Origin of the sequence: Mycobacterium sp. 050272 (assembly GCF_039023525.1) — a bacterium.
Classification (GTDB): Bacteria; Actinomycetota; Actinomycetes; order Mycobacteriales; family Mycobacteriaceae; genus Mycobacterium.
Genome location: NZ_JBCHKV010000001.1, coordinates 666,817 through 679,029, shown reverse-complemented (window position 1 = coordinate 679,029; position 12,213 = coordinate 666,817). Strand labels below are relative to the sequence as shown.

At 67.6% G+C, this 12,213-nt stretch carries 9 protein-coding genes and 1 pseudogene; 2 read left to right on the top strand and 8 right to left on the bottom strand.

The window, feature by feature from the left end:
- Nucleotide 1 precedes the first annotated feature (1 nt).
- The gene (locus AAHS21_RS03350) at nucleotides 2–1,378 is read right to left on the bottom strand and encodes an NADP-dependent succinic semialdehyde dehydrogenase (protein WP_342926266.1); all 1,377 of its coding nucleotides are present in this window, start codon (nucleotides 1,376–1,378) and stop codon (nucleotides 2–4) included.
- Nucleotides 1,379–1,459: 81 nt separating this feature from the next.
- On the opposite strand from AAHS21_RS03350, the gene AAHS21_RS03345 reads away from it, so the two are divergent.
- Complete coding sequence (locus AAHS21_RS03345) at nucleotides 1,460–3,106, top strand: acetolactate synthase large subunit (RefSeq protein WP_342926265.1); 1,647 nt, start codon at nucleotides 1,460–1,462, stop codon at nucleotides 3,104–3,106.
- Nucleotides 3,107–3,133: 27 nt separating this feature from the next.
- Here the strand turns inward: AAHS21_RS03345 and AAHS21_RS03340 are convergent, their stop codons facing one another.
- From AAHS21_RS03340 to AAHS21_RS03310, 7 genes and pseudogenes are all read right to left on the bottom strand, one after another.
- Entirely contained in the window at nucleotides 3,134–3,961 is an 828-nt protein-coding gene (locus tag AAHS21_RS03340; protein ID WP_342926264.1) for an HNH endonuclease signature motif containing protein, read from the bottom strand.
- Between the two features lie 40 nt (nucleotides 3,962–4,001).
- Nucleotides 4,002–4,076: pseudogene (locus AAHS21_RS03335) on the bottom strand (hypothetical protein); the annotation flags it as partial.
- 197 nt (nucleotides 4,077–4,273) lie between these two features.
- Entirely contained in the window at nucleotides 4,274–5,722 is a 1,449-nt protein-coding gene (locus AAHS21_RS03330) for a lipase maturation factor family protein (RefSeq protein WP_342926263.1), read from the bottom strand.
- An 86-nt stretch (nucleotides 5,723–5,808) separates the two neighbouring features.
- Complete coding sequence (locus AAHS21_RS03325; RefSeq protein ID WP_342926560.1) at nucleotides 5,809–10,020, bottom strand: DUF3367 domain-containing protein; 4,212 nt, start codon at nucleotides 10,018–10,020, stop codon at nucleotides 5,809–5,811.
- A gap of 64 nt (nucleotides 10,021–10,084) precedes the next feature.
- A complete protein-coding gene (locus tag AAHS21_RS03320) occupies nucleotides 10,085–10,258 on the bottom strand; it encodes a DUF2613 domain-containing protein (RefSeq protein ID WP_066947240.1) in 174 nt (57 codons plus the stop codon).
- 84 nt (nucleotides 10,259–10,342) lie between these two features.
- Entirely contained in the window at nucleotides 10,343–10,549 is a 207-nt protein-coding gene (locus AAHS21_RS03315) for a DUF2613 family protein (protein ID WP_342926262.1), read from the bottom strand.
- Between the two features lie 91 nt (nucleotides 10,550–10,640).
- Nucleotides 10,641–10,901 (bottom strand): DUF2613 family protein, encoded by a 261-nt coding sequence (locus AAHS21_RS03310; protein ID WP_342926261.1) that lies wholly within the window; start codon nucleotides 10,899–10,901, stop codon nucleotides 10,641–10,643.
- A 127-nt stretch (nucleotides 10,902–11,028) separates the two neighbouring features.
- Here AAHS21_RS03310 and AAHS21_RS03305 point away from each other — a divergent pair, with 127 nt between their 5' ends.
- Nucleotides 11,029–12,174, top strand: a complete 1,146-nt coding sequence (locus tag AAHS21_RS03305; protein WP_342926260.1) for a glycoside hydrolase family 3 N-terminal domain-containing protein — start codon at nucleotides 11,029–11,031, stop codon at nucleotides 12,172–12,174.
- The last annotated feature ends 39 nt before the right edge of the window (nucleotides 12,175–12,213 follow it).

Here is a 12,213-nt window from a genome sequence, read left to right as displayed (position 1 = left end):
GTCAGCCGACCCAGACCGTCTTGGTGTTGCAGAACTCGCGGATACCGTAGCCCGCGAGTTCGCGGCCGTAGCCGGAACGCTTGACGCCGCCGAAGCCGAGTTCGGGGTAGGACACCGTCATCCCGTTGATGAAGACCTGCCCGGCCTCGATGTCGTCGATGAAGCGCTGCTGCTCGGCCTCATCGTTGGTCCAGGCGTTGGAACCCAGCCCGAAGGTGGTGGCGTTGGCGATTTCGATGGCCTCGTCGATGTCGGCGGCCCGGTACATCGACGCGACCGGACCGAACACCTCCTCGGTGTAGAGCGCCATGTCCTTGGTGATGTCGGTGACCACCGTCGGCGGGTAGAACCACCCCGGCCCCTCGGGCGTCTTGCCGCCCAGGGGGATCTTCGCGCCGGCCGCGGCGGCCGCGTCGACCTGCTTGGCGATCTCGTCACGTCCCGATTCGGTGGCCAGCGGGCCGACGTCGGTGTCCGGGTCGGTCGGGTCGCCGACCTTGAGCGCGGCCATGCGCTCGACGAACTTGTCGACGAAGGCGTCGTAGATGTCGGTGTGCACGATGAACCGCTTGGCGGCGATGCAGGACTGCCCGTTGTTCTGCACCCGGGCGGTGACCGCGGTCTTGACGGCCTCGTCCAGGTTGGCCGACGGCATCACGATGAACGGGTCGCTGCCGCCGAGCTCGAGAACGGTGGGCTTGATCTCGTCGCCCGCGATGGCGCCGACGGACTGGCCGGCCGGCTCGCTACCGGTCAGGGTGGCCGCCGCCACCCGCGGGTCCCGCAGGATGCGCTCGACGACGCTGGACGAGACGAGCAGCGTCTGGAAACAGCCCTCGGGGAAGCCGCCGCGCGCGATGACGTCGGACAGATACAGCGCCGACTGCGGGACGTTGGAGGCATGCTTGAGGATGCCGACGTTTCCCGCCATCAGCGCGGGCGCGGCGAACCGCACGGCCTGCCACAGCGGGAAGTTCCACGGCATGATGGCCAGCACCACACCGAGCGGCTGATAGCGGGTGTAGGCGCGCTTGGCGCCCACCGCCTTGGCGTCGGCCGGTTCGTCGGCGAGCAACTTCTCGGCATTTTCGGCGTAGTAGCGAAAGCCCTTGGCGCACTTGATGACTTCGGCCTTGGCCGATTTCAGGGTCTTGCCCATTTCCAGAGTCATCATGGCGCCGACCTCGTCGGCCTCGGCTTCCAGCAGATCTGCGGTGGCGTTCGCCCACTGGGCGCGCTGGGCGAAAATGGTGTTGTGGCGATAGTCGCGGAATCGCTCGTAGGCGCGGGCGATCGCCGCGTCGACTTCCTCGTCCGTGGCCGGTGTGAAGGTTTTTACTGTCTCGCCGGTAGCCGGGTTGATCGTGGCAATAGGCACGCTGACATCCTTCGCGTTTAAGGGTTGGCAATACGTCCAACATCTAGCCTGCCACTATCGTTCCCTCCAGGGAGGTGCCGGATGAGCAAAGCGGCCGAGCTGATGGTCAAGTGCCTGGAAAACGAGGGTGTGGCGGTGGTCTTCGGACTGCCCGGGGAGGAGAACATCCGGTTCGTGCAAGCCTTGGCGTCCTCGCAGATCCGCTACGTGCTGACCCGCCACGAGCAGGCGGCGGCGTTCATGGCCGAGATGTACGGGCGCGTGACGGGCCGGGCGGCCGTGGTCTCGGCCACGTTGGGCCCGGGCGCGATCAACATGCAGCTCGGGGTGGCCGACGCCACCACAAACAGCACCCCGATGGTGGCAATCTCCGCGCAGGTCGGCCAGGACCGCCAATTCAAGGAGTCGCACCAGTACGTCGACTTGGTCGCGATGTTCGCCCCGATTACCCGCTGGGCCGACGGCGTGCCCACCGCACGCGCGATCCCGGAGATGTTCCGCAAGGCATTCAAGGTGGCCGAGGCCGAACGTCCGGCCGCGGTCTATCTCGCGGTGCCCGAGCACATCGACGCCGACGAGACCGACTACGAGCTGAGCCCGCTGCCGCGCAACGTGGTGCGCGCCGAGGCGCCGGCTCCCGGACAGATCGAACGCGCGGTCGACATCCTGCGCGGTGCCAAGCGGCCGGTGGTGCTGGCCGGGCACGGCGCCGCGCGCGCCGACGCCACCGCGGCATTGGTCCGGTTCTCCGAGGATTTCGGGATTCAGGTCGCCAACACCTTCCACGGCAAGGGTGTCATGCCCGACGATCACCCCAACAGCATCGGAACCATCGGGTTCATGCGGCACGACTACGTCAACTTCGGTTTCGACAACGCCGATGTCGTGATCGCGGTCGGCTACGAATTGCAGGAGTTCGACCCGGTCCGGATCAACCCGCAAGCCGACAAGAAGATCATCCATATCCATCGCTTCCCGGCCGAGGTCGACATGCACTACCCGGTCGACGTCGGGATCATCGGCGACATCAGCGCTTCGCTCAATGCCTTGACCGAGGCCCTGGCCGGTCACGGTATCGAGCATGCCGACGAGGTACCCGGGTCCGGCCTGCTTGCCGAGGAATTCGCTCGGGGACAACAAGATTCGCGGTACCCGCTGGCGCCTCAGCGAGTTGTCGCCGACATCCGGGCCGCGCTGGGCCGCAGCGACATCGTGCTTGTCGACACCGGCGCGACCAAGATGTGGATGGCGCGGCTCTACCCGACCTATGAGCGCAACACCTGTCTGGTCTCGAATGGCTTGTCCACCATGGCTTTTGCGCTGCCGGGAGCGTTGGGCGTCAAGCTGGCCCGGCCGGAGTCCAAGGTGCTTGCCGTGGTGGGTGACGGCGCCTTCTTGATGAACTCGCAAGAAATCGAGACCGCGGTGCGCGAGAAGATCCCGCTGGTGGTGTTGATCTGGGAGGACGGCGGCTACGGCCTGATCGAGTGGAAGATGGACCTCGAGCTCGGCAACCACTACTACGTGAAGTTCGACAACCCCGATATCGTCAAGTACGCCGAAAGCTTTGGCGCCAAGGGATATCGGATCACCAGCGCCGACGAGTTGTTGCCGACGCTGCAGGCCGCGCTCGCTGATGATGGGGTTTCGCTGATCGCCTGCCCAGTGGACTACTCGGAGAATTTACGGCTGACCGATCGGCTCGGCGAACTGGATGAAACGCTGTAGGCCTTCGTCGCTCGCCGTTGCGGGAATTCATGATATGTCTTCACCCTGGACGTATCGGGTGACGAAATCCAGCCCGGCATCGGCGACTTCGTATCTGTGATGGGTTGCTTCGCCGGTCGGTACGGCCGATAGTTCGACTCGTTTCAAAAGCCCATCATTGACTGCGCGAAGAAGAGGGATCTCTAAACCGGCCTCGACCACGAAGGATCTTCGGCCGCTCTGGGCAATCTGATCGAATAGCCGGCGCTCCACATCAGAGTAGCGACTGTTCAAGATCCCGAGATTGCGCTTGTACGTGCGGATCGACTGTCGATCGATTCCTTTCTGCTGGCAGCCCGGGCATAACGCGATGAGGTTTTCGAACGAGTGGTCACGGACCGGTGCCTCAGACGCGATGTGAGCGATCTCGGTCGTCGGATTCCCGCAAGTGGGAACGGCGCATCGATGGGCCGCCTCGACCAACACTCTTCTTTTCACCTCTGGCCCTGGACAATCAATCACCGGCGAGGTGAGTGCGGCTTCGACGGCTACCGCACCGCGCTCGCCGCTGCGAGGACGCGGATGGGGCGGGATCGCCGGCATACCGCTGCTACGACGCAAAGACAATCCGATCGTCCAGGCGGCAAAGCCCACTGCTGTCATGAACACCCCATAGTGCAGTGCGGACGGCCACCAGGGTGGGGTCGACTCCTCGTTTGCGTCGCCGCCGAAATCATGTTCTGGGGCAGCTAATCCGGCCGGGTCTGTCCCAACGCCGCGAAACGAATCCGCATGCGCCACAACGGGTATGGTTGACACCGCTGAGAACGGTGCGAGCGCTATGGCGGCTGCTGCCGCGATCCCCAATACTTTCATCTCACTGAGCCGAGGCGGCCAGGGCCTTGTCGTCCTCGTCGGCGAATAGCCTCAGCGGCAAGCTATCCCAATTGAGTCCGCCCGCTGCCAGCGAACCTGTACCCGTGCGCGTCATCCTGGCCGACCTCCTCAACTCAGGCACCGTGAGTCGATCGTGACGCTAGTTGCCGACTACGTGCAACGGCATGGACAGAACGCGCACGCGTTGGTACGCCGAACGCACCGAACGACGATTCGTCCTCAATCTGATCGTCACGCTGACGTTTGCTGCGCAGCTCAGCACCGACCTCGGCAGCCTGGGCTGATTCCGGTTCAGCCGGCGGGTGGCGATGTCGTTTTCTGCAGCGTCATCGGCGAGACGTAATGGCCCACCAGCGCGCGGTGCCACCACACTCGATCGCGCCGCAACTCCACCGGTGTGCTGAAGCGGTACTGGTAGAGCTGCGCTCGCACATACCGCGGCGGCGCGTCGGGAAAAGGATTGCGCCGCAACAGCCGAAGCGTGGGCCGATCGTTGCGCAGCAGTCGTTGCATAAACGGCTTCAGCCACGGCTGGGCATAACCCGGGGAGATGGCGGCGAACCACATCAGCCAGTCCAGGCGCAAATGGTAGGGCGCCCACTGGCGTGGCAACCGCCCGGGAGCGCCGGGTTTGCCCTTGAATTCGTATTCCTTCCACGCTGTCTGCGCGGTGAGGCGCGGTTCGTCGGTGCCTTCGATCACCACCTCGCGGCGGACACGGCCGATGTTGCCGAAGGCGCCGTAGGTATTGACCAAATGAAATGGGTTGAACGACATGTTCATTCGCTGACGCGGCGACAGCATGTTGCGCACCGGCCAGTACGTCAGGAACAGCACCGCGCCGGTGAAGCCCACCACCACGGCGACGAACCACAACGGCGCTGCCGACACCGCGAGACGTCCGGGTATCGGCAGCAGCAGCGCGGCCGCCGAATCGTCGATGGAGCTGAACGCCAGCACGATGGTCAGCCAATTAAGCCAGGCGAAGTTTCCCGATGCCACCAGCCACAGCTGCGTCACCACGACGATCGCCGCGGCCACGCCGGCCACTGGCTGGGGTGCGAACAACCCGAACGGGACCACCAGTTGCGCGAAGTGGTTGCCCGCCACCTCAATTCGATGCAGCGGCTTGGGGAGGTGATGGAAGAACCAGCTCAGCGGACCCGGCATCGGCTGGGTTTCGTGGTGGTAGTACAGGCAGGTCAGGTCGCGCCAGCATGCGTCGCCGCGCATCTTGATCAGGCCGGCGCCGAACTCGACCCGAAACAGCAGCAGTCGCGCCATCCACAACGTCAGCACCGGCGGTGCGACGCGATCGTTGCCGAGGAAGATCATCAGGAATCCGCTTTCCAGCAGCAGGGATTCCCAGCCGAACGAATACCAGACCTGCCCGACGTTGACGATCGAAAGGTAGAGCACCCACAGAGTCAGCCAGACCCACATCGCGGCCCAGAGCGGCAGGATGTCGGCAACGCCGACGACGACAGCCGCCGACAGCGCGACGCCGAGCCAGGACACCGAGGCGAACAGCCGATCGGAGTAGTGCAGCGCAAAGATGCTGGGCGATCTCCACACTGACTGCCCCGCCAAAAATCGCGGCACCGACAGGATTCCGTGCTCGCCGATCAGGGCGCGGAACTGCAGCGCGGCGGCAAGGAACGCGGTCAGGTAGATGGCCGCCACGCCACGCTCGAGCACGAACCTGCCCAACCAGTAGTCGGGGGCTGAAAACCAGTCCATGGCCACAACTCCTCGGACAGCGGAGGTCATGCGATTCCGCGTATCCAGTCAACCAGCCGATAAACGGCTAGCCAACGCCCGAAACGCTATTCGTCGCGTGCCGGGTGCCCGCGATCCGGCATGGCGACCACCGAGGCGGCGACCATGCTCAGCGAAACCAACGCCAGCAGTTGAACATTCGCGGAATGCCCGGAGTAGCCGTCGACCGACCGCCAGGGATGCCGCGACAGCGCCGCGCCGGCCAGAATCAGTCCGCCCGCACTGGCGGCGATGGTGATCCGGTCGCGCAACCGCTCGCGATGGCGCAGCGCGTACCGCAGGCCGAGTGCGGCGCCGACCACGATGACCCCCGCCACCCCGGCGACCAGCGCCCCGGCCGCCAACAGCGGCGCCGCCGCCCAGGGCCCGGGCGTCCAAGGCGGCGCCGGTGGGTCGTCGGACCGGCCGCGCCGGCGCCACAACGCGAGCATGGCCAACAGCGGCAGCAACGCCAGGCCCGCCGCCAGTCCGACCCGGTACAGCGAGTTGGACGCGAAACTCAGCGTGATGGTGCCGGGATCTCCGGCGGGCACCACCCAACCCTGCTGCCACCCGTTGACGGCCACCGGCGTCAACCGCGTCCCGGTGCTGGTGCGTGCCACCCAGCCGGGATTGATGCTTTCGGGAATGACCAGCACCCGGGAGGTGGGCGATGCCGGCGCCCGGACTTCGCGGCGGTCGGGTCCCCACGCCCCCGTCGCGGCCGGCATCGTCGAAACCCCGGTGGGGCTTGGCGATTCGGCGGTCGAGAGTTGTGCCCCGTCCACGACGAACTGGGCGCCGGGACTGATCAACAATTCCTGCTGCCCCGTCGGCAACGCGATCGGATTGGGATCGCAGGTACTCACCGGTGTCGGCTCGCCGTTGCGCAGCGCTTGCGCCGTGGTCCGGATGGAGGTGTGCACGAACCGGCCCGCGACCGCGATGACCGGGCCATGGTCGCAGTCGACGATGATCTCGCGTGACCGGTTGCGCGCCGCGTCGGCCGGGGCGATCGGATTGCCGTCGGCGCCGAGCGCCGCGACCTCGGCCAGCCCCGGCGGCTTGAGCTGGTCGAAGCCCAGCGCGTTGCGGTCGATGACGTCTTGCCAGTCCAGCAGGCTGACGGTGACGGTGTCGGTGACCCGCGGGCGCAGTGACAGCGTTTGCGGCGGGACGGCGCCTTCGCCGCTCGGTATGAGTTTGCGGACCTGCGGGCCGTCGCCGAGGTTGACGGCCACCACCGTCGGCTGCGCGGGCAACGTCGAGCGGCTGGGCAACAGCCGCAGGCCCGCGACCTCGGTCGGCCTGGGCAGGACCAGCGTCAGCGTCGGCGCGCTGCGGTGTTGCACCACGCGCTGCGGCGCCGTCCAGGAGGTGGCCGGATCGCCGTCGGTGGCCGCATAGGCCGAACCCAGGATGTCGACCGTGTCCGAATCACCTTGGGCCCGGGTGGTATTCGGCTCAGCGATCAGGTCGGCCAACTGGGGGCCCTGCCGGGGCCGCACCCACAACCGCGGCGTCACCGACACCGGCGCCGAAATGGTCAGGGTGCGGCTGAAATTGACCGGCTCCTCCGGAGCCAGCCCCATCGACGGTGCGCAGCGCACGCTGTCGCCCGCCGCGGCACAACCCGGCCGGCCGAGCAGTTCGGAGCCCAGATCCCAGCCGGCGACCGCCGACCCCGGCGGCGGGCCGGGCACCCGCACGGTATGGCGCAGGTCGACCGGGTGCGCGAAACCCGAGGCGTCGTACTGGGTGATCGACAGGTCGGTGATGCCGAACTGAACGCCACTGGATCCGTCGTCGGTGCCGGCGGCGGTGATCCGCACCCACGGGGTCTCGCCGTAGGGCAGCGCCACGGTGAGCGGTTTGCCGGGCTGATCGAACCGCAACGTGGTGCTGCCGGTGGCGGTGTCGATTGCGATGCGACGGACCTGGGAACCCACCGCGGTCGCGCTGGGCGTGAGGGTGAGCGCCGCGTTGGTCACCGGGTGATCGAAGTTCACCTGCATCCACTGCCCGACCGCGGCTTGCAGGGCATTGGTCACCCACGCGGTTGCCGGATCGCCGTCGATCGCGGCGGCCGGGGAGGTCGCCGGAGCCACATCGGGCATGGCGGTCGAATCCGACGACGAACTCGAGACCGTGATCCGGCCGCCGTTCCAACCCCCGAGTACCGGGTCGGCGCCCGGGACCGGGTAGTCGGGCACCCGGTTGAAGGTATGCCTGCTGTCGCCGTCGGCGCGGATCGCCGACGAGTGTTCGTCGACACGGCCGTAATCGGTTTCCCGCGCGGTCGGCGTATCCGTCACGGTCACGATGGGTGCGGGCAGGTCAGCACGGCGGGCGTCGGCGGTCAGCAGCACCGGACCCAGTGGCGGCTGGCCCAGCAGCCGGCGCCGTTCGTCGAGACGCAGCAGCACTTCGGGTCCGCCGTCGATGCGGGGCAACTGATCAACGTCGGCCAAGTAGGGCGCGCCGGGATTGCCGGCAGCGGCCACCTGATAGATCTCGACCGCCGGATAGCGCGGCCGCAGCCCGCTGTCGGCGACGAACCCCGGCAAGGTGCCGGGCCCCACCGGCTCGCCGAACTGTGCCACCTTCTCCAGTCGCGGCGACCCTTCGATCGTGCGGTGCACCAGGATCGGGCGCGCCGAACGCGACGAGTCGGGATCCAGGTCGTTGCGCACCACCACATACGAAATACCTTGGCGGGCAAGGGTATCGGCTAGCCCGGCGGACGGGAGACCGGCGGCGAACAAGCGTTGTACCGAGTCCAGCGCCCGGATGGTTTGCGGCGGGGTCAATGGGATCGAATCGCGCACGCCCCACGGGCTGCTGCCGAGCACCTGCAGGGGCTCGTCGTGGGTGGTGCCCCATATCTGCGTGGCGAACGGCGCACCCGGGACCACCAGCACCCGTCCGGGGGAAGGGCCGCTGGTGCCCGAAGAATTGTGCGCGCTGAGCCAGTCGGCAGCGTCGTGCCAGTAGCGGGGGATCGCACTGAATGTGCCCGGCGGGGCCAGGCGCGCGGTCCATGCCAGCGAGGTGCTGACCATCAGCGCGGTCAGCACCACCACCGTCACGGCGACCCGCTTGTCGCGCTCGGGGTGGGCGAACGCGCCCACCCACTGCGCTCGCGGCGCGCTGCCCGGCAGCGGTACCCGGCCCAGCAGCGCCGCGACACCCAGCACGATCGGAATCCGGATGACCGACTCCAGCTTGTGCACGTTGCGCAGCGGTGCGCCCGCGGCGTCCAGGAACACCTGCACCTGGTGTGCCAGCGGCGAGCCCAGCCCGCCGCTGTAGCCGACGGCCATCAGCACCACCCCGACCAGCAGCATCGTCACCAGCCGTCCGCGGGCCGGCGTCGCGGGGTTGGCGAGCCCGGCCAACCCGGCCGCCGCGACCAGACAGGTCGCCAGGATGGCCGCCGATCCGGTCACCAGCGCAGCGCCCGCGGTCGCGGTCGGGGCCACGAACGGCGTCCAGCTGTCGGTGCCGCGCAACATCTCGACCAGCGACGACCATTGCGTCGTCACCCCCGAGGATTCGATGAAGTCCAGGAACGGCGGGCTGACGTTACGCAGCAGCACCAGCGCGACGACCCACCACAGCATCGCCAGCACGAGGCTCAACAGCCACCATCCCGTGTAGCGCCACCACAAGCGGTTCGGCCGGTGACAGGCCCACCAGATCACCGCCGGCAGGCAACCCGCCAGCGTGGCGATGGCGTTGACCGCGCCCATCAGCGCGACCGCCAGCCCCGCTTGGCCGGCCAGTGCCCGCACCGATCTGCCGCCCCGCAAAGCCAGGATCGTCGGCAGCAACACCCACGGCGCCAGCATGATCGGCAAGGTCTCCGACGAGATCGAGCCGAGCGTGGTCAGCACCCGCGGGCTCAACGCGAACGCGGCGGCGCCGATCAGACGCGATGTCGGGCTGCCGATCCCCAGCGCCTCGGCGACCCGCAGCAAGCCCCAGAAGCCGACCGTCAGCAGCAATGCCCACCAGAGCCGCTGGGTCATCCAGCCCGGCACGCCGAGCAGGTGGCCGATCGCGAAGAACGCGCCGTGCGGAAACAGATAGCCGTAAGCCTGATTCTGTGTCTGTCCGAAGGGCAGCTCGCTGCTCCACAGGTTTGTCGCGCGGGCCAGGAAGCGCAGCGGGTTGGCCGTCAGGTCCAGCTTGGTGTCCGGGGACACCTGCCCGGGGGATTGCGCGAACGTCAGCGCCAGGCAGATCGCGCCAACCAGCAACAGCCAGCGTCGTGACAGCGGGGTGACGGAGGGGCCCGCGGCCGATTCCGCAGGCGCCGCCGACGGAGTCGTCGCCGCGGAGCTAGCTACGGTTGCCGTACTCGACCCGGTTGAGCACTGACGACTGCGGATCGCCCCCGGGGAGTGGCGGCTTCGTGTCCTGTTGCACCATCAGGGTGACACCGAAGATCGCGGCCGCGCCCAGCAACAGACCAACCACCACGCTCGCGGCGGCGGGCGCAATGATCCGGTTCATCCGTCTCCTCGGGTTTCGCGGGCGTCACGGGGACTACCCAGAAGTCAACCTAGCAGAACGGCCGTCCCGGTCCGGATTGCCGACTCACGGCAACGGTATGCAATGACCGTGCCAACACCGGTCGCCGTACTGCACGGGGTACGGCACGGAAAGGCTCCGTGCGGCCGGCGCGATCTGTGTCGGCCCGCGGCCAGGGTCTTCGACGGTGAGCGTGACGCCGACGGTCGCCGCGGCACCGATCATTAGCCCCGCAGCGATGCCCGCGACCGCGGCCAGAGTGAACCCTGTCATCGCTGGCTCCTCCCCTTGCCAGTCAAATTGGGTCTATGGCCAACTTAACCGGGAGGACGGCCGCAACACGTGAGGAAGCGCCGCGCGTCTCTCAGGGCTGCAGTTCCGGCGGCAGTCCCGGGATCGGCGGGATCTGGTTCGCGCAGTCGTCCGGGCTGTCGCACGGCAGGCAATAGCCGCCGATACATCGGTCGCCGTACTGCACGAGGTAATGCGAAGACGGGCTGGACGGCGCTCGGGCGGGCACCATGGTGTGGTCTTCGGCGGCGCGTGTGACGCCGACGGTAGCGACGGCACCGATTGCCAGACCCGCGGTGATGCCCGCCGCGGCTGCCAGCGTGAAGGCAGTCATCGCTGCCTCCTCCCTCCCCGAGCTGATGAGCCGTAGCTAACGTATCCCGGGTCGACGGTCGGTGACCACGGAATTCACCCAGTCGGGCGCGCATCGATGCGCACAGCCGTCGTGACACCATGTCCCGATGCCTTTTCCGCGCACTCTGGCCGTGCTGGCCGCCGCCGCCGCTGTGGTGGCGGCGTGTGGACACGACACCGGCCGGCCCCCCGCATCCAGCACGAGCAGCAAGGTGGTCGCCGCACCTCCGGCGCCACCGGTTTGCGGTGATCCCACGTCCAAGCTGTCGACCCGCGACAAGCTGGCCCAGTTGCTGATGGTCGGGGTGAAGAACGCCGACGACGCCCGCGCGGTGGTCAACGGCTACCACGTCGGTGGCATCTTCATCGGCAGCTGGACGGACCTGGACATCTTCAAGGGCCCATTGGCCGAGATCGCGGGCAACGCGGGGCCCCTGCCGCTGGCGGTCAGCGTCGACGAAGAAGGCGGCCGGGTGTCGCGGCTGAAATCGCTGATCGGTACCGCGCCCTCACCCCGGCAGCTGGCCCAGAGCCAAACCGTCGAGCAAGTCCACGACCAGGCGGCCCAGCGCGGCAAGAAGATGCACGACCTGGGCATCACCGTCGACTTCGCGCCGGTGGTCGATGTCTCCGACGAGCCCGACGACGACGTGATCGGGAACCGCTCGTTCAGCAACGACCCGGCCGTCGTCACCGCTTACGCCGGGGCCTACGCGCAGGGCCTGCGCGACGCCGGAGTGCTGCCGGTGCTCAAACACTTTCCCGGCCACGGCCACGGGTCCGGGGATTCCCACAAGGGCGGTGTCGTCACGCCGCCGCTGAGCGATCTGCAAACCAGCGATTTGGTGCCGTACCGGACGTTGATCACCGCGACACCGGTCGCCGTCATGGTGGGCCACCTGCAGGTTCCCGGGCTGACCGGCGACGACCCGGCCAGTTTGAGCCGGCCCGCGGTGCAATTGCTGCGCGACGGCATCGGTTACGGGGCCCCGCCCTTCAACGGGCCGGTGTTCAGCGACGACCTGTCCAGCATGGCCGCGATCTCCGATCGTTTCGGCGTTGCCGAAGCGGCGCTGCGGAGTTTGCAGGCGGGTATCGACGTCGCGCTGTGGGTCACCACCGACGAAGTCCCCGCAGTCCTGGACCGCCTCGAAAAGGCAGTGTCCGCAGGCGAATTGGCGTTGCCGGGGGTGGACCAATCGCTGGTCCGGGTGGCGACGATGAAGGGCCCCGCCCGGACGTGTGGACACTGAACGGCCGCTCGATCGTTACCCTGGAGTCAGATTGACAGA